The following is a 26184-nucleotide window of genomic DNA, read 5'->3' on the forward strand; positions in this document are numbered from 1 at the left end:
TTGATGAAAAGTGGAACGAAATGCTTATTCTTATGATATAGTAAAGATGTAGGGATAAAATGGAGGAATATGAACATGAAAAAACTAACGACACTTTTATTAAGCGCAGGTTTATTATTTTCAATGGCAGCATGCAGCAGCAGTAAGATTGATGATGATGCTTTAACATTGTTGGAAACTGGTATGAATCATTTTGAAAAAATGGAAAGTGCTTCATACAATGCATCAATGGATGTGAAAATTCCAGATAGTAATGCATCTATTGCATTCAAAGGCGGATATCTTGAGAAAGATAATAAATTAAATTTTTCATTATTGATGGATGTAAAAGAAGATGGTGAAAAAGCAGAGGAACTTATCAATGTATATTATAAAGATGATACAGCATATATCAATCTTATGGATTTGAATAAAATGAAGATTGATGTAAGTGACTTGCTTGATCAGGCAAAACAATCAGAACCAGCAGAAACAAAGAGTGAAGGATTTAAGAAAGAAGATATCAAACCATTCCTTGATAAAGCCTCCTTAGATGGCAACAAGGTAAAACTGGTTTTGAATAAAGAAAAACTAGATGCGGCAATGGCAGATGAAGTAAAGAAACAAAGTGAAGCAGCAGGCTATGATATGACAATGAACATAAAGTCCGCAACAGCTGAAGTTACCGTAAAAGATGATTTTATCGAAGATGCAGTCATTGATTTTGTTATGACAGTATCTGCGGATGTAGATGGAAAGAAAGAATCTATAGATATGAATATTAAATTGAATATAAGTTTCTCAGATATCAATCAGAATAAAGAAATAAATTTCCCTGATTTTAAAGGCTATGAAGAAACAGATATCATGTCTTTGATTTATGGTATGAGTAGTGCTGCTGGTGGATTAGAAGGATAAGAAATATATGAAATGCGATTTCTCTAACTTATGAGAAGTCGCTTTTTTTGTGTTTAAATAAAATAAATTCTCTATAAGGGGTGAAAATAGCTTCTGAATTCAACTATATATATGTAAAGATGTTTTTGAACTTTATGAATATCGGTGATTAGAAAGGAGTAGAATGGAAAAAATAGTATCACTTTGGAATCAGAAAACTATCATCAATTTTCTTATGGGCATTATATTTTTTGTACTTTTCATTTGTTTTCTTCATATGATAACTAGTTTCGTAAAGAAAATAATTAGATAATATGCATTAGATATTTTATTCAAAAAGGAGGACATAATGAATATTTAAGTCAATATTAAGTAAATCTATTCCCTATGTTTGATATAATATAGCTAACGAGGGATGCAAAATGAAAATATTAATTGTTGATGATGAAAAAGAAATCGCAAATTTAGTAACCATCTATTTATCAAATGAAGGATATGAAATAGATGTTTTTTATGATGGCAAAAGTGCCATGGAAGCAATCAAAAAACAAAAGTATGATTTAGCGATACTGGATGTTATGTTGCCAGATATCGACGGGTTTACGATATGTAAGAATATCAGAGAAACATATACATATCCAATCATTATGTTGACCGCAAAAGAAGCCGATATTGATAAAATTAATGGTCTGATGATTGGTGCGGATGATTATGTCACAAAACCATTTCAGCCGCTGGAATTAGTGGCACGTGTGAAAGCACAGCTGCGAAGATATATTCGATACAATACCAGTAAAAAAGATATTAATGAAGTGACTTATTCAGGATTATATCTTGATTTAGAACATCATATATGTAAGGTAAATGAACAAAAAGTAAATCTAACACCGATTGAATTTTCTTTATTATGGTATTTAACTTCCCATCAGGGAAAAGTTGTTAGCGCAAAAGAATTATATGAAGCTATCTGGAAAGAAGAATATCTAACATCCAGCAATAATACGTTGATGGTTCATATTCGTCATATTCGTGACAAAATGAAAGATGATGCCGAGCATCCTAAATATATCAAAAATGTTTGGGGTGTTGGCTATAAAATTGGTGATTAAAAATGATAAAATATAGAAAACAAATCGTAATTAGTTTATTTGTTGTTGTCATTGTATGGTATTTATTAGATAAATTATCTAATGGCTTTGTCCTTGATTATATCGCAAACAATTTCACAGATGTATATGAGTACACCGATGCACAGGGAATCTTGCATCAGGTCAGTAAGCCTGATTGGGAAAACATAAAATTTTATACATTGATACTTACAGCATTATTGACAGCAGGATGTGTTTATTTGATTAAATATAACGCTGATAAGAAATCAAAGAGTGATAAAGCAGACCTTATCCATCAATTAGAAATGGAACTAACCGCCTTTCGGGATGGCAAAGAATATTTACAAATGTCAGAAGAACTTGCGCCAATTGACTCTTTATTAATGCAGATACGCAATAAAGAAGATATGCAGATTCAAACAATTGAAAAACAGACCCAGCAAAAAAATGATTTGATTTCATATCTTGCACACGATATGAAAACACCACTTGCTTCAGTGATTGGATATCTCAGCCTGCTTCACGATGTAAAAGATATCCCCAAAGAACAAAATGATGCATATATTCAGATTGCCCTTGATAAGGCAAATCGATTGGAATCTTTAATTGATGAATTTTTTGATATCACAAGATTCAATCTTCATGATATTGTGATTTCTCGTGGAAAGATCCAAATGCGATTCTTATTTGAACAATTACGAGAACAGTTCTATCCAATCATGTTGAAACAGCATAAAGAGATCATATTGGATATGCCAGAGGATCTTGTTTATTATGGCGATGGTGACAAACTGGCAAGAGCATTCAATAACATCTTGAAAAATGCGATATCGTATAGTTATGAAGAAACTAAGATATTTATAGAGTGTCATCAGGATGAACATACATTGACGTTGTATTTCCATAACCAGGGAGATGAAATTCCTAAACAGAAACTGGATATGATATTTGAGAAATTCTATCGATTAGATAAGGCTCGCTCTACAAATTCTGGTGGTGCTGGATTAGGTCTAGCTATCGCAAAAGAGATCGTTGAAGCCCATGATGGAACCATCCGTGCAGAAAGTAGTATGAAAGAAACAGTGTTTATCGTGACATTACCAATGAAGATTTAGGTGCGCTTAATACGTACCTTTTTTTGTGTTATTTTAGTCGCAAATATATAAAAAAAGGATTATAATAAAAATCATAAAACTTTTGATTTGAAAAAACATAATAAAGGAGATAGATACAATATGAGAAGTGAAAAAGCACGCATTACCAATCTTTGCATGGTTTATGATAATGCTGGAAATGTACTTGTACAAGAACGAATTAAAAAAGACTGGCCGGGAATCACGTTTCCAGGCGGGCATGTAGAATATTTAGAGTCATTTCATGATGCTGTTGTACGTGAAGTAAAAGAAGAAACTGGCCTGGATATTAAACACCCAAAATTATGTGGTGTGAAACAGTTTCAGACCAAGGAAGATGAACGATATATCGTGTTTCTATATAAAACCAATGAGTTCTCTGGAGAGCTATGTGATTCATCAGAAGGGCATGTGTTTTGGGTGAAACGCTCAGAGTTATTGAATTATCCATTATCTGAAGATTTTGACGAATTATTAAAAGTCTTTGAAGATGATGAATTAAGTGAATTTTATTATGATACAGAAAATGACTGGAAGATAAACTTATATTAAGTTTGTATTTCTTTTTTATACGTATACAGAACCAGTTAAGTAAATCCTAAGAAAGTACTAAGCAAGCATTTAAACTAGAACTCCTTAATGGTGGTTTAATATCATCAGGAAGGAGTTTTTATTTATGAAATATATAAAAATTTTAACATTTTGTTTCCTACTGGCATGTTTAGGCTTTTATGTGGTAAGTGCAAAGGATATCGACAGGATAGGACAAAAACTGTTTCAAAAGAAGCCTGAAGAAAATAAGCAGCTAGAAAATGATGAATTAAACATAGATGTAAACAGCAGATATGCGATTCTTGTGGAACAGGATAGTGGTAGGGTGTTATATACAAAACAGGCAAAAAAACGGATACATCCAGCTTCTCTGACAAAAATAATGACTGTGTATCTCGCATTACAATCCATCACAGATGAAAATAAGATAGTTCAGGTTCCAGCAGATATATTTCCTAAATTAGAGGCTGAAAATGCATCAGTAGCTGGGTTTCAACCAAATGAAAATGTGCGAATCAAGGATTTATTATATGGCGCATTATTACCAAGTGGAGCAGATGCCTGTATCACATTAGCTCAAACAATCGATGGTAGTGAAGAGGCATTTGTGAAACGCATGAATGAAACCGCAAAACAGTTAGGTATGCATGATACCCACTTTACTAATTGTACTGGTTTAGATGATGATCAGCATTACAGTAGTGTATATGATCTTCAATTATTATTACGTGAGGCTTTAAAAAATGATGCCTTTGCGGAAATATTTCATACAAAAACTTATGTTGTGGAAGGAGATCATGTTAATCCAACAGGATTCACGATGTATGGTACCATGTGGCAGACAATGGAAGTTCATAATTTATATTCAGATTTCTTGCTGGGTGGAAAGACTGGCTATACACCAGATGCAGGATTGTGTCTTGCTTCGCAGGGAAGTGTCAATGGAACACAATATTTATTAATTACCGCAGGTGCAGATGGCGATGCGGAAACAGAACCTTATCATATATTGGATGCGATAAAGGTGTATGAAAAAGTAAAAAAGGAATCATAAGGTGAAAAAAATTAGTCTTTTATACTTTTTTAGGATAAGATAGAGATATTTTCTGAAAAAGTAATTTAGTATCTCATAAAAGGAATGTTTGTTTTATTGGCGTAATACTTTCACATATTCTATATTATGGAACGATCGTACAGGTATGATCTTAATAAATTTAATAAAACTAGACCAACTCCCCTATGATTATTCTCGATGAACACAGAATTGAATGCTTTAATTATATTGCTAAACATGATATGGAAGAACATGCAAAAATGTTAGTGGAATTACAAAAATTAGAAACAGAAAAAATGGGGATAATGTAAATGGTGAAAAAGAAACGCAAATTTTGTGTTTCTTTTTCATTTTAACTTGCCAGCAGTATTATATATGGTTTTAGAAAAAAACTCCCCAAATAGGCGGAGAAGAAGAAAAGTCTTAACAAATTAATTAATAAAATATCTATATTTATTGTAATCAAATACAATAAAACGTAAAAATAATAAAAATGTTTTACAAATCCTGCGTTTATAATTGGACTTTATATCTTATATGTTTTCTATAGAAATTGATCTTCTTCATTAGGTAGATATTTTGCTATATCCTGAATCTGACAGTTTAAAATACGGCATAAATCATTAATTGTAGTTGTATTTAGAGGTTTATTTTTTCTAAGTTTATCTAATGTGGAACTAGAAATATGATGATGATTAATCAAAGTATAAGTTGATTCATTCGATTTTTTTAAGGTATCCCAAAATGGAGAATAAACTATCAATCTTATCACCAAACTTTCGTTATTTATTGGACTCCTAAATGCTACAATATAGTTTTGATATTGACTATAGTCGTTAAAAAGACTGTAATTATGTATGATAATAGGAGGGGATGTTTTATTGGAAAATATAATATTATATGGTGATGCAAAAAACAAAAAAGAAAGGGAGAATTATAAAAATTATGAATGAAAAAGTTTTGTTTGAAAGCAAGGGATTGAGTAAAATTGTAGAAAGTAGATATTATTATGTGGCCATCATTCTGGCACTTATCAGTTTTTTAATATTATATTTTACTCATATTCATGTACTTGATCTAAAGGATAATCAAGCTGGTTTGCTTTTTTTGATTTTGTTTCTTTTGGCTGCGTTTATAATAAAAATTACAAGAACAATCAAAAAATGTGAAGTAAAAATTTATGAAGATTATATAGAAGTAAAAACTATTACATTTTTAGAAGCTGCTATTTCTAGATCAGAAACAGTTCGAAATAAAATTATAAAATTTGATGAGATAAATGGAATTACTAGTGTTGAAAATTGGGGATATATAATAATTGAAACAATGCAAGAAAAAAATATAGTTTTTTGTAAATCAGGCAAAGAAATAGAAACAATGATTAGAGATAAAATAAAAAAAGAACTGTAAATGATTTTAGTATAGATACAACTAAAAAACTTATTTGGAGGAGTTATGGAAGAAAAAGTTTTATTCAAAAGCAAAGGGTTAAACAATAGTGTTAAACTAAGGTATCGATTTAGTTCTATTATGAGTGTAGTTTTAGTGATTTTTCTTGGTATATTAAGAAATACAAAGAGGACTAACTTATTTGGCAGAGTTGGGTATGCTTTAACATCTTCTGAAAGAGAAGGATTATTATATATGATGATTTTCTTTTTAGTGCTTTCATGTTTACTGTTTATAATGACGAATCATTTGCGTAAATGTGAAATCAAAATATTTGAGGATTATATAGATATTAAAACTACTACATATCTTATGGCTATGCTTTCAAAATCATACATAAGTAATAAAATTATAAAAATTAGTGATATAAAAGGAGTAACATCAGTTACTAAGTATGGTTATGTTTTGATTGATGCACATGGAGAAAAAAGCAAAGTGTTTTGTAAAGATTGTGATAAAGTTGAAGAAATATTATATAAAAAGATAAAAAAAGAAATGGATGATGATAAAGCTACAAAATAAAATGTTAATAGCAATTATTATTCTTTTGTTTTGTTATAAATTATTATATTATAAAATGGTGAGGATTTTATATTGTTATTTACTTTTATACAATAATTTTAATCTTTTCAACATATCCAGCACGCCTTCCTGTTGATTTGTTTTATATGATAGGATGCGTGCTTTTCTTTTCGTTTGATAGAACCCGTTTTTCATCGTAATCCCAATACCAGCACTAGCTAACAGCTCTTCATCATTTCCACTGTCACCAAAAAATAAGACATTAGATAGATCTAATGATAAAGATTTGCATAATTGTTCCACAGCATAACATTTTCCAACATTGGATTTCACAATTTCAATCGCAAAACGGTTGATATAATAGAAATTATACTGGTGAGGGTAATCATGTTGTATCGTCTGTTTAAAACGCTCAAGTTTATGGTGGGAAGAAAAAAAGCATATTTTCGCTAAAACTGGCCAATTTGTTTCCGTCTGATGTTTTTGAAAATCTGTTTCTCTTAATAAACGAAAAGGATAGAAATTGCTTTTAGAGAAAGGCTTTGATAAAAACGTGCCTGCTTTTGTCGCATAATACAGCCATGGATTACAAACGGCATGATAGATTTGATGAATATTTGCATAAGCTGTGATATGCATATTTCTGGTATAAGATAAAATATCCTGTATTTCTGTTTCAGATAAATAATCAAATGATTGCATGGTATCATCTTTTACACGATGAATTTCTAAACCATTCGCACATATCGCATAACCATCAAATTTTTTCATCTTTAATTGTTCAATATAACCAGTCAACTCATAATAAAAACGGCCACTGGCTAGTACCAAGCGATAACCTGCTTCTTGTAGTTGAATCAAGTATTGTGCTGTTGCCTCTGTGATTTGTTTTCTATGATTTAATAATGTGCCATCCAGGTCACATACAATTACTTTTATTTTTGATATCTGTTGTTTCTCTATACTTAACTTCGTCATAATAACCCTCTTTGTCAAAATTATATCACACATACTGATAAAATAAGAAAGAAAGCGTATTAATTTCGTATGGTTTGTGACAGAAAATTTATTTCATAAATGTAAGAGCATTTACATTCCCCAAACAGTAAAAAATAAGCTATAATAATGCCTAGCGAAACAAAGGAGGAAGTTTTAATGATCACAACGATTAAGAAACGAGATGGCAGAGAGATTCATTTTTCACCAGAAAAAATTACAAGAGCTATTTTTCTAGCTGCGGACAGTGTTGCTAATGAAGAAGGCGTAAAGGCTGATTATGCGACGGCAGAAGAATTGACACAGCAGGTGGTAGGCTTTTTAAATAATACATATCAAAAGGATGTTCCAACCGTTGAAGAAGTGCAGGATGCGGTTGTAAAGGTATTGATTGAAAACGGACATGCACGTACCAGTGAAGCATATATTTTATATCGTGCAGAACGTAGTCGTATCCGTAACATGAAAACCCGCTTGATGAAGAGCATTGAAGAAATTACATTCGCAGACAGCAATGATGCGGATATCAAACGTGAAAATGCTAATATCGATGGTAATACAGCAATGGGTACCATGTTACAGTATGGTAGTGCGGTATCAAAAGAATTCTGTATGAGCCAGCTGATGAACCCAATGCATGCAAGACTACATGAAAATGGGGATATACATATTCACGATATGGACTTTATGAATATGGGTACATTGACTTGTTGTCAGATTGATTTAGAGAAATTATTTAATGGAGGTTTCTCTACAGGACATGGTCATTTAAGAGAACCACAGGATATCGCAAGCTATGCAGCACTTGCGGCAATTGCAATTCAAAGTGATCAAAATGATCAGCATGGTGGACAGAGTATTCCAGCATTTGATTTCTATTTGGCAAAGGGTGTTGCGAAAACATTCCGCAAAGAATATCGCAGTAATATCAACCGTGCACTGGAATTGTTTGTTTCATTAGACAACAATGCGGATGAAGCATTCGCAAAGGTTGAAGAAAAAACGAACACAACAGCAAAACTTGATATGGAACCAGTGTTTGTTGAAGCAATCAGAGAAATGCTGAGAAATGAATATCATTTAGATGATGAAAAAGTTGAACTGGTTGTGAACTTTACATATAAAGAATCCTTAAAAGCCACTAAGAAAAAGACATATCAGGCAATGGAAGGATTTGTACATAACTTAAATACTATGCATTCACGTGCAGGGGCACAGGTGCCATTTTCAAGTATTAACTTTGGTACCGATACATCCAGTGAAGGCCGTATGGTATCAGAAAACCTGATGCTTGCACAAGAAGCTGGATTAGGTCATGGTGAAACACCTATTTTCCCAATTCTGATTTTTAAGGTAAAAGAAGGTATCAACTACAATCCAGAAGATCCTAACTACGATTTATTCAAACTGGCAATGCGTGTATCAGCAAAACGTTTATTCCCTAACTTCAGCTTTATGGATGCACCATTTAACTTGCAATATTACAAACCAGGACACCCTGAAACAGAAACAACATACATGGGATGTAGAACACGTGTTATGGGAAATATCAATGGTCCTGAAATCGCAACAGGCAGAGGAAATAACTCCTTTACAAGTATCAACCTGCCAAGACTTGGTATCAAACATGGTATCATCACAAACGGTGAATTTAATGAAGCAGGATTCTTTAATGAATTAGATGAATTGATGGAAATTGTGATCCAGCAGTTAATAGAACGTCTTCAGATTCAGGCGAAGAAAAAAGTGAAAAACTTCCCATTCTTGATGGGTCAGGGCGTATGGATTGGTAGTGAAAACCTTGGCTGGGAAGATACATTAGAGGAAATGGTAAAACAGGGTACTTTGACAATTGGCTTCATCGGTCTTGCGGAATGTTTAAAAGCATTAATTGGAGAACATCATGGAGAAAGTGAACGTGCTCAGCAGTTAGGTCTGAAGATTGTTCGTCATATGCGTGAAGTATGTGATGAAGCAACTGAAAAATATCACTTGAACTTCTCATTGATTGCGACTCCTGCAGAAGGTTTATCAGGAAGATTTACACGTATTGATAAGAAAGTATATGGTATTATCCCAGGCGTTACAGATCGTGATTACTATACAAACTCTTTCCATATTCCAGTATATTATCATATTACTGCATTCAAGAAGATTCAAAAAGAAGCGCCTTACCATGAATTTACAAATGGTGGACATATCTCTTATGTAGAAGTTGATGGCGATCCTACAAATAACTTAGAGGCATTTGAAGCAATCGTTCGTTGTATGAAAGACAGTGGTATTGGTTATGGTTCTATCAACCATCCAGTAGATCGTGATCCTTGTTGTGGATATAGTGGTGTGATCGAAGGTCATATCTGTCCAAAATGTGGACGTGATGAAACAAAAGGCGAATATAAATTTGAAAAGATTCGTCGTATCACTGGCTATTTGGTAGGTACCGTTGATCGTTTCAATGACGCAAAAGCTGCGGAAGAAAGAGAACGCGTAAAGCATGGCTAATCAAATCCGATTAGCAGCACCTTTACAACAGGATAGCTTTGTAGATGGTCCGGGTATTCGTATGGTGCTATGGACACAAGGATGTATGCATCATTGTCCTGGTTGCCATAATCCCCAAACACATGATATCCAAGGTGGTACCCTGTATGATATAGAGGATATCATGAAAGAAATGAAAGAAACACATCTACAAAGTGGTCTGACTTTATCTGGAGGAGAGCCTTTTCTACAGGCAGAAGCGCTACTTCCTATTGTACAATGTGCAAAAGAGATGCATTTAAATATCTGGGCATACAGTGGCTTTACTTTTGAAGAATTAGTACAAGATTCTGATAAAAAAGTCTTACTTGAACAAATAGATGTGCTCGTGGATGGCAAATTTGTGATGGATGAAAAAGACTATCGCTTAGTGTTTAAAGGTAGTAAGAATCAAAGAATCATAGATGTACAGGCTTCTTTGGAAAAGGGAAGCATCGTATTATCTTCTTATGATGATAAAAATCAAAATATAGATTAACAAATCAGCATTACCTGAATGAATACATTTGGGTAATGCTTTTTTATATACATTGCTATATACTTATATCGAAAGATAATGAAGTAAGTTTATGGAAGGGGTAGAGGTATTATGAGAATAGAAGACTTAGAGAAAATTACTCCATATACAAACGGAGTGTGGGATAAAGAAAATCTAATAGAGTACTTGATATGGAAGTGTGATCGACGATTCAGTACTTGGATTGATGACTATTTTTCAAGCTATCTTAATGATTGGCAACTAGCTGAATTATTATTTGATATTGTTCTTGATGATGATTTTGATGGATCTGATGCACGTATGAGTGCTGCTTATTTCATCGCTCAACTTTCTGAAGATATTTTAAAAGAAAAGAAGGATTTGTTAATCAAAGCACAAGAAAATGAAGTGGGAGCATGCAGACCATTATCATATATAAAGAAATCATATGATTGGCTTTAGTTCATGAAAGATTATAAGAATACGAAAGGAACTATCATTATGGGTAGTTCTTTTTATTGAGGAAATAATTTATATTGATAGATACTTGTTTTATACAGGTGCACTTTTGATACTTAAGGTAACATTTTTATACATTTTTGATAACAAGTAACAAAAAGACACCAATTTGTTTTTTTATCCACTTGTATAAAAACCATTAAAAGTACTATTTATTTAAATAAATACTATGCAAACGTATACAATCTATAAGATACCGTTTACAATCAAGATATTTCATACATATAAAAAAGATTAAAATAGATATCAAAATAAGTAGAAAAACATTGAATATGTAATAAAAGTGCACTCATTGTAAGAAAAAACGGTCGACGAAGAGGACTTTTATTTGTATAGTGTATGTGTCAGGTGGAAGTCGATGATATCCGCGGAAAAGACTTCTTACTGAAAAGAACATATGAATGTGAGGAAAAGGATATGAATAACGAAACAACAAAACAACAGGTTGATGAACGCTTAGAGGCTGTCTATAATGATAAAAAATTCTTTGGACACCCTAGAGGACTAGGCGCATTGGCAGCAGGAAACTTCTTTAACTCTTTTGCATGGGGCGGTGTCTATGCAATCTTAATTTACTACTTATATAGTCCATACACCAAGGGACTTGGTTTTACACAGGGTGAAGCAGCAAGTATGATTGCGGCAATGGGTGCTTGTAACTCATTATTCGTTATCGTAGGAAGCTGGTTATCCGATAGAGTATTAGGGCCACGTAAAGCATTGGTAGTAGGAAACGTTGTAAAAGCAATTTCTTTTGGATTATTGGCAGTTCCAGCTTTCTCTTTAACACAAGGAAGAGTATTCGCAGTGATTTCCTTAATTTTGATGTCACTTCCAATTATGGGTGCTTCTAACTCTTCTATGACTGGTTTAATGTATCGAAGTGATGATGATGGCCGTCGTGATGCCGCATTTACCATTCACAATGTCGCAAATACAATTACTGGTATGATTTCTCCAATTCTTGTAGGTTTCATAGGTATGAGTGATTATCACTTAGGTTTCTTCTTAAGCGCATTAGCAGCACTTGCTTATGGTTTGGTAATCTTATTTACAGGAAAACGTTTCTTTGGTCCCATTGGTGAAAAACCAGCAAATCCTGTATCTAAGGAAGAGTTAAAAAAAGCATTAGGATTATTCTTTGCGGTTGTATTGATCGTTGTCGCAATCATCTTAGTAACTGTAAAAATGGGTGTTATGAATTTTGATGGCGTATTAAATATCATTACAACATTCTCCTTTGTTATTCCCATCATCTTCTTATTTAAAATGTATACAAACAAAAACATCACAAGAGAAGAACATAGCAAAATGCTTCCATTTGTTAAAATCTGGTGTATTCAGTGTGTTGTTGCTGTAACTGGTGTATTGTTGAACACAGCCATGGCAGTATTTATTGAAGCAAAAGTCAATCGTAACTTCATGGGTATTGAATTTGCACCAGCAACTTTTACATCTATTTATAACTTAATCGGATTAATTGTTGCGACAGCATTCGTATATATCTGGGGTTCTACAAAATTTGGAAAGTTAAAAGTCACAAAGAAATTCTCTATCGGTATCTTCATCAATGCCGCAGCATTTGCCGTATTAGCTGTTCCTGTATTAACGGGTGGTAAAACAAGTTTATTCTCTCCATTATGGGTAATTGCTTACTATTTGATTTTGTCTTTTGGTGATAACTTCATTAATCCTATCGGTATTTCTATGACCGCAAAGCTTGCGCCAAAATCATATGAAACACAGATGCAGTCCGCATGGTCACAGACAACTTCTATTGCAAATGGTATTAGTATTATCATCTTTAAATTCTTAACTACAGCTGATCAGCAGATGATGATTTTCCCAGCTATGGCAGTCGTATTGGTGATTACCGCATGCATCCTGATTATGATGTCTAAGAAAATTGATGAGGTAATTTAAGGAGAAACATTATGGAAAAGCAGCCTGAAATATTATGCGCAAAAATGATTGATCGTCGTCATTTGGAAGTATATTGGAATCAAAATGTTGTGAATTCAGAATATAGTGAAAATATAGGTGTTTATCAAGGAAAAAGGTGTATTGCAACTTATGATCGAAGTGATATTGAAGAATGGGATCGTGGTACAGTATATGAGCCAGAAAAATGTCGTACAACGTATTTCATGAATGAAGATATGGACATTGATCATATGGAACAGTATTCCCTTGTAGTATTAAAAAATGTTCGTCAGGATCATATTCCAGCTTTGGAAGCAGATCCACATATCACTTATCCAATTAGCTATGAGCCATATTATACAAAATTCACAACATGTGAATGTGGTGTTGTAATCAAATCTTGTGACAGTGTCAGTGAGGAAGCACATCAAATGGCAAAAACCATTGTGGACTTCATGTTACTAAAACTGCCAGAAGCAAGCGCAATCTTAAAAGGGGCAGGTGCCCAGCTTGCAATTTATCCAAAACATCGTGATGCTTATGATATTCCAGAGCATCGTGCTGGATGTTTATTCTTACATCGTCCTGTGGAAGGCTTTGGTGGAACGATGGAGATTCCTACAACATCTATATCAGAAACAAACGTACTACATATCTTAGAAGGACCATATACAACAAGATATAAACACGAATGTATCCTAGTACACGAATTTGCACATGCAGTTCATTTAATCGGTATTAATTATATGAAAGATACATCATTAGCAGATGAATTTAGAAATTTATATGCACAGGCTAAAGCAGATGGACTATGGCCAAATACATATGCAATTTCTAATTATGAAGAATACTTTGCGACTTTATCCACCGTCTGGTTTAACGTTATGGAGGAAGGAACAAATGGAACATGGGATGGTGTACGTGGACCAGTCAACACAAGAGCGGAATTAAAAGAATACGATCCACGTGCATATGCGTTCTTCGCAAAGATTTATTCACATGAGTATTTACCAGAACCATGGAATGAATATCAGGATTTATATGATATCCATGGAAATCCAAGAAATTAAAGAAAGAGGAATATAGAATGAGTAAACAAGATTTAAGTGTGATTGAACAGGATATAGAAGCATTATACCTGGGAAATCTGAAGACAGTAGAATTCGACTTAGATTTGCCAACAAGTGGGGCAAATGGATCAAGTATTACATGGTCATCCAGTGATGAACGTTATTTAGAGTCAAATGGGAAAGTACACGTATTAGCATATGGAAAAGGAAAACGTGATGTCATTTTAACTGGTCATTTCTCATATGGGGAGGAAAGTATAGAAAAAGAATATCTGGTAACGGTTTTAGAAGAAGAAAATAAAATCAAGGTAGAAAAGATTTATCCAATTGATGTAGATGCACAGTGTGGAAAAATGGTAAATCTGCCTACGGTTGCGATTGTTGTCACAGATGAACATAAAACAATCTCCCATTCTGTGAAATGGGATGATGGGGATACACAATGCTTTGATAAATTAGGGGATGTGGAAGTACATGGTGTACTTTTAGATACAAAAATTGATGTGGTTGCGAATATCCATGTTGTAGAAAAGATTGAAAACAAACAAGGGATACAAGAACGTGTTGTAGAAGATTTTAATAAAAAAGATGTAGATTTATTAGATGGTTCTGCCTTCAAAGAAGCACAGGATCGTATGTTGGAGGTACTATTGGCACAAGATGATGATCAGATGCTATATAACTTCCGTGCTGCTTCTGGATTAGATACAAAAGATGCACCACAAATGATTGGATGGGATACACCAGATAGTAAGCTTCGTGGACATACAACAGGACACTATCTATCTGCCTTAGCACTATGCTATGCTGCGACAGGTAATGAAAAAATTAAAGAAAAAGCAGTTTATATGATTGAAGAGCTTGCGAAATGTCAAGAAGCATTTGGAAAACTTGGTACTTGTCACAAAGGATTCTTAAGTGCATATGATGAAACACAGTTTGATTTATTAGAAAAGTTCACACCTTATCCTGAAATTTGGGCACCATATTATACCTTACATAAAATCATGGCAGGATTATTAGACTGTTTTGAATATGTGGGTATCAAAGAAGCATACAACATCGTTGATCAGCTGGGGGACTGGGTATATGCACGATTAAGCAGATTGGATAATAAAACATTAAAGAAAATGTGGGGGACTTATATTGCCGGGGAATTTGGCGGCATGAATGAAAGCATGGCAAAACTGTATCAGTTAAGTAAAAAACCAGAACATCTGGCAGCCGCAAAACTGTTTGATAACGATCGTCTGTTTTACCCAATGATTCGTAAAATCGATGCCATTGGAGGAATGCATGCCAACCAGCATATTCCACAGGTGATTGGCGCCATGAAGATTTATGAAGCAGGCAACGATAGAAAATATTATGAAATCGCAAAATATTTCTGGAATATTGTCACAAAGGCGCATATCTATGCAATCGGTGGTACTGGAGAAACGGAAATGTTCCACCAGCCAAACCGTATTGGAGCTTTATTAAGTGATAATACCGCAGAATCTTGTGCATCATACAATATGTTGAAACTGACAAAAGAATTATTCTTATATGAACCAAAGGCTTCTTATATGGATTATTATGAAAGAGCTATGCAGAACCATATTTTATCATCACTTGAAAAACGTCCAACAGGTGCAAGTACTTACTTTATGCCGCTAAGACCAGGTGGAAGAAAATCTTTTGATGTAGAAAACAGCTGCTGTCATGGTACAGGATTAGAAAATCATTTCCGTTATGGTGATGCCATTTATCACTATGGAAAAGATTGTGTATATGTGAATTTGTTCCTGTCTTCTAAAGTTACATATCAAGGTGTTGAAATTATTCAGCATGTAGATGAAACAAAACCTCAGGATGTACACATTGAGGTAAATGGCAAGGGAGATTTCGCTTTAAAAATCCGTGTTCCATACTGGTGCCATGGAGAATATCAAGTAAATATGAATGATAAAATAGAAACTGTTTCTATGGATAAAGATGGCTATATCCAAATTCAAAAACAATGGAATAATGATCATGTTCATATCGTATTCGGTATTTCTTATGAACTTGAACAGACACCGGATCGTCCAGAAATTATGTCTTTACGTTATGGACCATATGTATTAGCTGCATTATCAGATGAACAAGATTATTTGAATCTTGCGTTAAAGAAGGATAACTTGTCTTCTGTAATGAAACAGAAAGATCATACATGTGAATTCTATGATGAAGCAGATGGACTAACATTTGTGCCAATTCATACAATTGATAAACAAGCATATCACGTATATTTTAAATTAGCGTAATAAAGGAAAACCCCGCAGAACCCAATCATAACTTGAGGGTGTGGGGCTTTCTTTATATTAAGGAGGAATTTTTTATGAATAAGATTACACAATTACGTCAAATGATGGCGAAGCACCAAATAGAAGCTTTATTGATTAGTACACAGGCGAATGTATATTATGTTTCAGGATTTTATGCAGAAGCAGGTGTTGCGACCATTTTATTAACACAAAAGGATGCTTATCTGATGAGTGATGGGCGTTTTATGACAGAGGCAAAAGAAGCCACAAATGGTTTTGACGTTGTTCGCTGGAAAGATGATATGTTTCAGGATTTAGGAAAACTGATAGATACGTTACGTATTCAGACAGTTTTTGTGGATGATGATTCTATTTCCTATGCACAGGCAAGTACATTGATGGCGAATACAAAAGCAATACTAAAGCCAGCCTCTAAAATGATTGAGCAAATGCGATCTATAAAAACAAAAGAAGAATTAGAGATAATTCAAAAAGCTTGTCAGATTGTAGATGATGCATTTGAAGAAATATTAAAGTATATACGTCCTGGCATGAGTGAAGCGCAAGTACGAAATGAATTAGAGTTTCAGATGAGAAAACGTGGCGCAGAAAATTGTTCCTTTGAAACGATTATTGCAAGTGGAGTACGTGGTGCATTGCCACATGGTGTTGCCAGTGAAAAAATAATTGAAAAAGGTGATATGGTCACGATGGATTTCGGGGCATTATATCATCATTATTGTAGTGATATTACAAGAACGATTGCGATAGGTCAGCCAAATGAAGAATTAATAAAAATTTATAAGATTGTGAAAGATACACAAGCTGTTATGGCAAAACATCTAAAAGCAGGCATTGTGAGTCATGATTTAGAAAAAGTCGGTAGAGATTATATTGAACAGCATGGATATGATTTAATCCATGGTCCTGGACATAGTTTTGGCTTAGAAATTCATGAAGCACCATTTATTTCATCAAAATCTGATGCAGTGTTTGAAGAAAATGTGGTTGTGACATTAGAACCAGGTATTTATGTGCCAGGACTTGGCGGTGTCCGTATCGAAGATGATTTTCTTGTGACAAAAGATGGATGCATTCAGTTAACACATGCGAATAAAGATTTGATAATTTTACCATTCTGATAGGATAGGAAAATGTATAAATGGATTTTCTGATTTATACATATAAAAAATGTATTGCGCAGGTAATGATACTTCTTTTTTGAGTATGATAAAGATAGGTACAGTATTGGTACTAGATGAATTAGGTACCAATATACAAACAATGGCTTTAATGAATATTGTAAGTATAATGATGAGATAAATAAGAACGATATTTAAAGATATTGGATTCATATAGAACAATGTGCTTATTATATTGCGATATAGTAAAAATCATAGAAAATTCGATATGAAATAAATCCACTTATCTAGGAAAAAGCTTAAATTAAAAGTTCATAAGATATGAAACAGCCCATATAAAATAGGCTGTTTTTTTCACTTTTGAATCACATAGCTTATGAAGTAATATAAATCCACCTAAAGTAAAAAAATGATATCGACAGATGGGATTCAGTTTGTTATAGTAACAATGAAAGAGTCCTTTATAAGGACAGAAAAGGTGATGAAATCATGTTTTACGTAAATCAACATCTAGAACAGCCTGTTGTATTCGAAAGCTGTGGTATCTTTATGGCAGATCAGCGCTGGCGCCATGAAAAAAGAATCATTGACAGTTATGAAATCATTATTGTTTATAATGGAACCTTATCTATGCGTGTGAATAACACGTGCTTTGATGTGCATGAAAATGAAATGCTGATCATTCCACCATTTAACTATCATGAAGGTGTCAACTATAGTGAAAAAGGATTGCGGTTTTTCTGGTGTCATTTTTCTAATATATCCTTTGAACAAATGAGTAAAGAAACCGTAGAGGCATTAAGCAATAATGAAACATTTGCGCAAATGCTGCTATTGCCTGAATTTACAAATAAAATCAGTGTGAATCGAGCTAATATTTTGTTTCATCAATTATTAGATATCTATCAAGAAACACAGAATGGGATGTATCTTAACTACTTCATGACAAGTATTCTAATGGAATTATCTTATCAAACACATACATCTTATTTTCCAAATGGAAGAAAAGATAACTCAAATATTACACAACCAATCAGGGACTGGGTGCGTATCCATGCTTTAGAACATATTACTGTAGAATCTATTGCAGAAGAGTTTCGCTATAATAAAAGCTACCTTTCTCGTATGTTCAAAGAAAACGAAGGTATCAGTATAAAAGAATTAATCACAAAATATCGTATAGAATATGCGAAATCTATGCTTGTGAATACTAGTAAAGATATTATAGAAATTGCTTATGAAGCTGGATATGTAGATCCTAAATACTTTATGCGTGTATTTAAACGTGTGGAACAGGTAACACCGACGGTATATCGCAGAACATTTGCGCAAAAACATTTTAATAATAAGTAGGTGAAAAAGATGGATGATAAAAACAAAATACTGGAGGATATGGAAAGTATTAATTTAGGAAATTTGAATACCATAGAATTTGATTTGGTTTTACCACGGATGGGAGAACATGGCAGTATGATTTCCTGGATATCCAGTGATACACGTTTTTTAAAACGAAATGGTAAAGTGATACAGCCAAGGCATGGCATGGGAAAACGGGTTGTGACATTAACTGGTGTTTTTGAATTAGGAAGCTATAAGATGACAAAAGAATACACTGTCACGATTATGGAAGAAAATGATTCCTTTGAAGTTAGAGATCTTATGCCAATTATTGTACATGCGCAGGTAAATGAAACTTTCTATTTACCAAATTCTGCAGTCATTACAACTGCTAATGACCTAAAACTATCACATACCATTGATTGGGAAGGAAAAGAGGCATGTTGCTTTGAAGAACCTGGAATCTATCAGATAAGAGGTCATCTTTTACAAAGCAATTTTCCTGTATCCGCAAAGATTATTGTACATAGAACTTATCAAAAACCTCTTTTATATAAAGAAAGAAACTGCATATCTTGTGAAGGAAATGTCGCACTGTTACCTTCATCATTTCTTCAAGCTATGAGGCGTAAAGTAGATGCACTTTGTGAAATAGATGATGATCAGATGTTATATAATTTTCGTATGAATGCACAATTAGATTTGCATAATGCACAGCCAATGATTGGATGGGATACTGTAGACAGTAAATTACGTGGGCATACAACTGGGCATTATTTATCAGCGTTAGCCCTATGTTATCGAGAAACCAAAGAGAAAAAGATTTTAAATAAAATACAATATATGATAGAAGAATTAGGAAAATGTCAGGATGCGATTGCTCATATTGAGGGGTATCATGAAGGATATCTAGGAGGAATTGAGGAAAGTCAGTATGATGCATTAGAGAACTTTGCGCATTATCCTGAAATATGGGCACCATATTATTCTTTACATAAAATATTAGCAGGATTATTAGACTGTTACCAATATACATATATAGAAAAAGCGAAACAGATTGCGGAAAGATTAGGAAAATGGGTCGTAAATCGTCTGTCTGATATAGATAAGGCTTCATTAAAAAGAATGTGGGGAATTTATATTGCTGGAGAATATGGCGGAATGAATGAGTCCCTTGCACAGCTTTATCAATTAACTGGGGATATCCGTTTCCTTCAAACTGCAATGAAATTTGATAACGATCGTTTGATGGTACCATTACAACAAGATGTAGATGCATTATGCTGGATACATGTGAATCAACATATTCCACAGGTTATTGGCGCATTAAAGATATTTGAAGGATCTCATCAAGAAAAATATTATACGATCGCAAAAAGATTCTGGGATTTTGTTGTAGAAGCACATACATATACCAATGGAAGTATTGGCGAAGGCGAAATCTTTCATGAACCATATGCAATCGCTTCTATGATTGACGATAATACAGGAGAAACATGTGCTTCTTATAATATGTTAAAATTAACCAAAGAACTATTTTCTTATGAACCAAATGTAAAATATATGGACTATTATGAACGATGCATGATAAATCATATACTTGCTACACAAATACAAGATATTCCTGAAGCAAGTACGTATTTCTTTCCATTAGAGCCCGGTTCTAAAAAATCTTATACAGATGAGAATAGCTGTTGTCATGGGACAGGCTTAGAAAATCATTTCAAATATAGTGAAGCAATTTATTTCGTAAATAAGGATGATGTATATATCAATCTATTTGTATCGTCTGTTTTATACTTTGATAAACAGGATGTAAGCGTAGAGATGAAAGTGAAAGAAGAATGCCCTGAAGATATTTATATTAAATTTATTGGAGCTAAGAAATGTAAACTGCATATCCGTGTACCATATTGGCATAGGGGAGATATACTTGTCACAATCAATGGTGCTCTTCAAAAAACAATTATAGAAGATGGATATATTGTAATGGACCAATTATGGGAAAATACAGAGATTCATGTACAATATCATTGTTCCTATTTTATAGAAGAAACACCTGATCGTTCTGATATTATATCTATTCATTATGGTCCTTATGTGTTGGCCGTTATCAGTCAAAGCCAGGAATATATCCAATATCAAATACAGGATATAGAGAAGCAAATTAGTAAGCAACCACAGAAATTAAAATTTTATGACCTAGTGAACAGGGTAGAATTATTGCCATTATTTCAAATTGACCAACAAAGTTATCATGTATATGTGAAAAAAGGATAAAGAAAAGATAAGATATTAGTTAGTAAAACGGATAGATTTAATATCGTTTTACTTTTAAAATATGGAAAATGTAATGGTTGAATAAAATAAGAATAATTCTTAAAATTATATTGAAAATCTATTGACATATGAAAAAAACGGAGCTATAATAAGAACGGTTCTTAAGATTGGAGGTCGATAGGATGTATAAATCATCGAAACAGCGTGATTTGATCATGAATTATATGAAGCAAATCAATGGGCATGTGACAGCTGAACAAATCTTTAATGATTTAAATGCGAATGGCACAAAAATCAGTTTAGCCACTGTTTATCGAAACTTAAATATTTTATGTGATTTGCATGAAATAAAGAAAATTGCTCATCCTATTGAAGGATACCAATACGATAAGACATGTAAACCACACTATCATCTGCATTGTATTAAATGTGATCGTATTCTTGATTTAGATATCCCATATAAAGAGGATTTTAATAAGGAAATGTCAGAAGCAACAGGGCTTCCAATCACGACACATGATATGATGGTAGAAGGTATTTGTGAGGATTGTTTAAAAAAGCATTAATATTGGATGCAACCGTAGAGAACGGTGAATCATAGGTAAAGTTAAAAAAACATAGGAGGAAATGAAAATGGAATTAAAAGGATCAAAAACTGAACAGAATTTAATGGCAGCATTTGCTGGTGAAAGTCAGGCAAGAAACAAGTATACTTATTATGCTCAGATGGCTCGTGAAGAAGGTATGGAACAAATCGCTGATATCTTCGAAGAAACAGCTCGTAACGAACAGGAACATGCAAAATTATGGTTTAAAGCATTACATGGTGATAAAGTTCCTACAACTGCAGTAAACTTGGAAGATGCAGCTGCTGGTGAAAACTACGAATGGACAGATATGTACAAAGGTTTCGCTGAAACAGCTAAAGAAGAAGGATTTGCTAAAATCGCTTTCCAGATGGAACAAGTTGCTAAAATTGAAAAACACCACGAAGAAAGATACTTAGCATTATTAGAAAATGTAAAGAATGGTAAAGTATTTGAAAAAGATGAACCAACTGTTTGGGTATGTGATATCTGTGGATACCGTCACGAAGGCGTAAAAGCACCAGGTGCTTGCCCAGTTTGTGGTTATTCAGGAGCTCACTTCGCTGAAGAAGCTAAAAACTATTAATATAATGAAAAAGAATGTATGAGATGATGAATCATACATTCTTTTTTTATCGCGATTATGTATTTTGATTTTATGCTATGGCTGTATTTGATTGATCTGCTCTTGCAGGCTTTCAAAAGTATCACATGTTAAAATGAGGGCAGGTGCTTGTTCTAATTGATCAGATGATAAAGATGATAGCCAAGCAGAAGCATCCGTGTGATATTTTAATGAAATCTGTTGTTTTATAAATTCTTCTGTTCTTTCTTTTTTGCCCTGTTCAATCCCTTGCTCAATACCTCTTTCAATACCTTTTTCGATTCCTTCTTCTAAACCTTCTTTTCTGCTGATTTCAATCAAACTTTCTTCAATCATCTGTGCTTCTTCAAGTTTCTCGGCCATTGTCCATATAGATTTGTTTTGTTTCATTCTTTTATATCTACTCATGATAACATTCACCATCTTTCCTGGTTCTATTGTATCACAAGGCTCGTTATGTTCAAATAGGTAAATGATTTTTTCAAATTCATTTAAATTATTTTTTCCTTTTTCTGCTACAATGTGATCAATTGCTGGAAGGCTTACATATATACGGTGCATCAAAGGATTTTCATGTTCCTGTTGGCCATTATCATTTCGCATAATATAACGATTGATAAGGTTATGATTACCATAAGCATAGCCACGCATAAAAATAATCTGATATACAGGTTTTAAATTTATATACTTTCTACCTTTCTTTAGTCGTGAACTAAGATTTCTTGCGCCATAATACTCCCACCGATAATAATCAGCAATCGTAGGAGCTCTTTGCATTTCGATATTGTAAAGGTTCCCATTAGAATCTTCAGCTAAAATATCTAAGATAATTTTTTTGTTGCCAAGCTGATCTGGTAATATTTCAACGTTTAAGATCGTTGATTTTACGATTTTAACACCATTACCTATAGAATACTCACAAATATAATTGCGCATTTCCATAGAATCTAAATCATCCATACCGAAGTAGTCCTTAAAACAATAATCATTGTCATAAGTAACTACAATTCCCTTTAATTTTCTTTCAAATTTCTTTTGACGCCTATTCAGGTTTTTCTTTTTGCTTTTTTTGAGATATTTCATTGTTGTCCTCTAACTTTCCAGGGTATTGTACCCTTATAATATTTACATACGTAAAAAAGGTCCAAAAATCCTAAAAAATTTTTACAAAACATAAAAAAACCTATATATAATTATTGATAGGATAAAGATACAGATATTTATACAGCTATTAAGTTATTATCAAAACAGGAAAAACCATAAACGTTTTATCATAAAAGTGAGTGGATATGGTATAGGTATAAAAAAGTATATCTGCTTACTAGGATACTGATAAAAAATGTCATTAAACTTTCAGACCACCTTGTATAAGGTTTATTTTAAACATAGGAAATGGCAAGTGAATAATCAGCAAATAGATTAACGAAATAATTATATCGATTCATGGGATGCACTACTTACATATACTGTAAGTAGTGTTATTTTGATTTACAAAATCATTTGACAATCAAAATATTTTTGATATAATAGGCGAGGCTTGAAAGAAAAGGTGTTTATATGAAGAAAAGAACGAAAATAATTATTGGAATATGTATTACAATATTGATTATAATCACAGGTGTTATTGGCTATGCTGGAAATTATTTCTATACCCTGGCAATTGATTCCACTAGTGATAAATCAGTCGTATTTGGAAGCAGTGAAAATGATTCTGTCGCAGAAAAAGCCAAAAGTGAGGCAGAGGCTGCCTTTATGAAACATGGAAAAGATCGCTGGCTTACAAATCAAGATGGCTATCGCTTACATGCTTATGAAGCAAGCCAAAACGCAAATAAATGGCTTATCGCAGTACATGGCTACATGGGACAAGGCAGAGATATGTTAGCGAGCGGCAATCGGTTTTATGATATGGGATACAATGTGTTAGTACCAGATTTAAGAAGTCATGGACAAAGTGAGGGAACTGCTATAGGTATGGGTGCCTGGGATAGTGATGATATCGTGGAATGGATCAATGAAATCATCAAGGATAATCCAAAAGCGGAAATTGCATTATATGGTGTATCTATGGGAGCTAGTACTGTCATGATGACTACAGGACATAATCTACCTGAAAATGTAAAAGTCGCAATTGAAGATTGTGGATATACCTCCGCCTGGGATGAATTTTCTTACCAATTAGATGATTTATTTGGCTTGCCATCCTTTCCTGCACTAGATGCCGCAAATATTGTCACAATGATACGTGGTGGATATAATCTGAAAGATGCAGATGCTTTGGAAGCAGTGAAAAAATCTAAAACGCCGACCTTATTTATTCATGGGGATGCTGATGATTTTGTGCCAACCAGCATGGTATATCCATTATACGATGCCGCAGCCTGTGAAAAAGATATTTTGATTATCAAAGGCGCAGGGCATGGAAAAAGTAAAGAAGTAGACCCAAAGACGTATTGGGATAAAATAGATTCTTTTATTGAAACATATATGAAATAAAGCAGTGTAACGCTGCTTTTTTAGTTGCGATTATGAAAAAACATGGTAAAATCATAAAGGCAAGAATTGAGGGATTGCATGATTGAATTTATAAAAAAAGAAAAAGTGTTATGTATAGCAGCTATCTGCGCATTCATATCTATGATTTTCGTACCACCTAGCATGGAAACATTATCTTTTATTGATGTACGTGTACTAGCTTTATTATTTTGTTTAATGGCAGTAATCGCAGGGTTAAAACAATGTAACGTATTTATCGTATTCGCACAGCGTTTATTATCTGGAAGAAAACAATTACGTGTATTCTTTCTGATTTTGGTGCTATTACCGTTTTTCTCATCTATGTTCATAACCAATGATGTCGCATTAATTACATTTGTGCCTTTTGCGATATTGGTATTGGATATGATTGATCGTAAACAATACTTGATTCCTATCATAACATTACAAACGATTGCAGCAAATCTTGGAAGTATGGCCACACCGTTTGGTAATCCACAAAATCTGTTTCTTTATACAAAATACGGGCTTACCATTGGGGATTTCTTCTCTATTATGGGAAAATTCACCTTCCTTGCACTTGTGTTATTGATTGTGTGCTGTATGTTGATGAAAAATGAAACATTAGAGGTAAGTTTTCCTGAAAAAGTCCATATGATCAAACCAAAGGATGTTATTTTATTTGTTGTGTTATTTATACTTTCTTTACTCAGTGTTTTGCATATCCTGCCTTATCAGGCGGTATTTCTGATTGTTGTTGTTACAATGTTATTGGTATCACCAGTTGTTTTAAAAGATGTAGATTATGCATTATTATTAACATTTGTATGTTTCTTTATCTTTTCTGGCAATATTGGAAAAATCGATTGGATGCAGGAATTTCTGGGAAGCTGTATAAAAGATTACGCAATACCAACTGCAATCGCAAGTTCACAGGTAATCAGCAATGTACCTTCTGCAGTGTTGTTATCAAGTTTTACAAATCAAGCATCAGGATTGTTGATTGGCACAAATCTTGGAGGTCTTGGGACTTTGATTGCTTCTCTTGCAAGTCTGATATCATTTAAGTTTTATGCAAATGAACCTCATGCAGATACTGGAAAATATTTAAAAGTATTCACAGGATATAATCTTATTTTCTTACTTATATTAATCATATTTATTTTTATATAAAAGCAGGCAATAGATGTTTTTATTGTCTGCTTTTAAATATAGATTGTGATT

Annotated in this window: 23 protein-coding genes; 20 read left to right on the forward strand and 3 right to left on the reverse strand. The window is 33.3% G+C overall.

Translation table 11 applies throughout. From position 1 onward, the window contains the following. Positions 1-75 precede the first annotated feature (75 nt). The 5 genes from DW761_RS08940 to DW761_RS08960 all read left to right on the forward strand — a co-directional run bounded on the left by DW761_RS08940 (position 76) and on the right by DW761_RS08960 (position 4724). Positions 76-897 (forward strand): hypothetical protein, encoded by an 822-nt coding sequence (locus DW761_RS08940; RefSeq protein ID WP_117517678.1) that lies wholly within the window; start codon positions 76-78, stop codon positions 895-897. A 401-nt stretch (positions 898-1298) separates the two neighbouring features. Further along, a complete protein-coding gene (gene vanR, locus DW761_RS08945) occupies positions 1299-1985 on the forward strand; it encodes a VanR-ABDEGLN family response regulator transcription factor (protein WP_117452490.1) in 687 nt (228 codons plus the stop codon). Positions 1986-1987: 2 nt separating this feature from the next. Continuing rightward, the gene (locus DW761_RS08950) at positions 1988-3100 is read left to right on the forward strand and encodes a sensor histidine kinase (RefSeq protein WP_117517680.1); all 1113 of its coding nucleotides are present in this window, start codon (positions 1988-1990) and stop codon (positions 3098-3100) included. Positions 3101-3220: 120 nt separating this feature from the next. Further along, a complete protein-coding gene (locus DW761_RS08955; RefSeq protein WP_117517682.1) occupies positions 3221-3670 on the forward strand; it encodes an 8-oxo-dGTP diphosphatase in 450 nt (149 codons plus the stop codon). A gap of 124 nt (positions 3671-3794) precedes the next feature. Next, positions 3795-4724, forward strand: coding sequence for a D-alanyl-D-alanine carboxypeptidase family protein (locus tag DW761_RS08960; protein WP_117517684.1), 930 nt, complete (start codon positions 3795-3797; stop codon positions 4722-4724). A 544-nt stretch (positions 4725-5268) separates the two neighbouring features. Here the strand turns inward: DW761_RS08960 and DW761_RS08965 are convergent. After that, the gene (locus DW761_RS08965; protein ID WP_233513068.1) at positions 5269-5496 is read right to left on the reverse strand and encodes a helix-turn-helix domain-containing protein; all 228 of its coding nucleotides are present in this window, start codon (positions 5494-5496) and stop codon (positions 5269-5271) included. A 173-nt stretch (positions 5497-5669) separates the two neighbouring features. On the opposite strand from DW761_RS08965, the gene DW761_RS08970 reads away from it, so the two are divergent. Both DW761_RS08970 and DW761_RS08975 read left to right on the forward strand, forming a co-directional pair. Next, the gene (locus tag DW761_RS08970; protein ID WP_147323321.1) at positions 5670-6134 is read left to right on the forward strand and encodes a hypothetical protein; all 465 of its coding nucleotides are present in this window, start codon (positions 5670-5672) and stop codon (positions 6132-6134) included. A gap of 45 nt (positions 6135-6179) precedes the next feature. Continuing rightward, a complete protein-coding gene (locus DW761_RS08975; protein ID WP_117517690.1) occupies positions 6180-6695 on the forward strand; it encodes a hypothetical protein in 516 nt (171 codons plus the stop codon). Positions 6696-6770: 75 nt separating this feature from the next. Here DW761_RS08975 and DW761_RS08980 read toward each other — a convergent pair whose 3' ends face one another. Further along, positions 6771-7673, reverse strand: coding sequence for an HAD-IIB family hydrolase (locus DW761_RS08980; RefSeq protein WP_158553779.1), 903 nt, complete (start codon positions 7671-7673; stop codon positions 6771-6773). Between the two features lie 177 nt (positions 7674-7850). Between DW761_RS08980 and DW761_RS08985 the strand changes: the two genes are divergently transcribed. The 11 genes from DW761_RS08985 (at position 7851) to rbr (ending at position 22446) form a co-directional block, all read left to right on the forward strand. Continuing rightward, positions 7851-10196 carry an anaerobic ribonucleoside triphosphate reductase gene (locus tag DW761_RS08985; RefSeq protein ID WP_117517695.1) on the forward strand — a complete coding sequence of 782 codons (2346 nt, stop codon included), beginning with the start codon at positions 7851-7853 and terminating at the stop codon, positions 10194-10196. Beyond that, entirely contained in the window at positions 10189-10713 is a 525-nt protein-coding gene (nrdG, locus tag DW761_RS08990; RefSeq protein ID WP_117517697.1) for an anaerobic ribonucleoside-triphosphate reductase activating protein, read from the forward strand. The genes DW761_RS08985 and nrdG overlap by 8 nt, the downstream gene beginning before the upstream one ends. Positions 10714-10824: 111 nt before the next feature. After that, positions 10825-11175 carry a hypothetical protein gene (locus tag DW761_RS08995; protein WP_117517699.1) on the forward strand — a complete coding sequence of 117 codons (351 nt, stop codon included), beginning with the start codon at positions 10825-10827 and terminating at the stop codon, positions 11173-11175. A gap of 474 nt (positions 11176-11649) precedes the next feature. Beyond that, a complete protein-coding gene (locus DW761_RS09000) occupies positions 11650-13155 on the forward strand; it encodes a peptide MFS transporter (protein WP_117452689.1) in 1506 nt (501 codons plus the stop codon). Between the two features lie 11 nt (positions 13156-13166). After that, positions 13167-14225, forward strand: a complete 1059-nt coding sequence (locus tag DW761_RS09005; RefSeq protein WP_117517701.1) for a hypothetical protein — start codon at positions 13167-13169, stop codon at positions 14223-14225. 17 nt (positions 14226-14242) lie between these two features. Further along, entirely contained in the window at positions 14243-16513 is a 2271-nt protein-coding gene (locus DW761_RS09010) for a beta-L-arabinofuranosidase domain-containing protein (RefSeq protein ID WP_117517703.1), read from the forward strand. Between the two features lie 74 nt (positions 16514-16587). Then, positions 16588-17655 (forward strand): M24 family metallopeptidase, encoded by a 1068-nt coding sequence (locus DW761_RS09015; RefSeq protein WP_117517705.1) that lies wholly within the window; start codon positions 16588-16590, stop codon positions 17653-17655. Between the two features lie 489 nt (positions 17656-18144). Further along, a complete protein-coding gene (locus tag DW761_RS09020; protein WP_117452479.1) occupies positions 18145-19008 on the forward strand; it encodes an AraC family transcriptional regulator in 864 nt (287 codons plus the stop codon). A gap of 9 nt (positions 19009-19017) precedes the next feature. Next, entirely contained in the window at positions 19018-21273 is a 2256-nt protein-coding gene (locus tag DW761_RS09025) for a beta-L-arabinofuranosidase domain-containing protein (protein ID WP_117517707.1), read from the forward strand. Between the two features lie 182 nt (positions 21274-21455). Beyond that, complete coding sequence (locus tag DW761_RS09030) at positions 21456-21839, forward strand: Fur family transcriptional regulator (RefSeq protein WP_117452477.1); 384 nt, start codon at positions 21456-21458, stop codon at positions 21837-21839. 67 nt (positions 21840-21906) lie between these two features. Then, positions 21907-22446, forward strand: a complete 540-nt coding sequence (rbr, locus tag DW761_RS09035; protein ID WP_117452476.1) for a rubrerythrin — start codon at positions 21907-21909, stop codon at positions 22444-22446. A gap of 75 nt (positions 22447-22521) precedes the next feature. Here rbr and DW761_RS09040 read toward each other — a convergent pair whose 3' ends face one another. Beyond that, entirely contained in the window at positions 22522-23547 is a 1026-nt protein-coding gene (locus tag DW761_RS09040) for an Rpn family recombination-promoting nuclease/putative transposase (RefSeq protein WP_117517709.1), read from the reverse strand. 474 nt (positions 23548-24021) lie between these two features. On the opposite strand from DW761_RS09040, the gene DW761_RS09045 reads away from it, so the two are divergent. Both DW761_RS09045 and DW761_RS09050 read left to right on the forward strand, forming a co-directional pair. Then, positions 24022-24960, forward strand: coding sequence for an alpha/beta hydrolase (locus tag DW761_RS09045; RefSeq protein ID WP_117517711.1), 939 nt, complete (start codon positions 24022-24024; stop codon positions 24958-24960). Positions 24961-25038: 78 nt separating this feature from the next. After that, complete coding sequence (locus DW761_RS09050; RefSeq protein ID WP_199485619.1) at positions 25039-26133, forward strand: SLC13 family permease; 1095 nt, start codon at positions 25039-25041, stop codon at positions 26131-26133. Positions 26134-26184: the final 51 nt, after the last annotated feature.

It is taken from the genome of Absiella sp. AM29-15, from assembly GCF_003434225.1.
Lineage (GTDB): Bacteria > Bacillota_I > Bacilli_A > Erysipelotrichales > Erysipelotrichaceae > Hoskinsella > Hoskinsella hominis.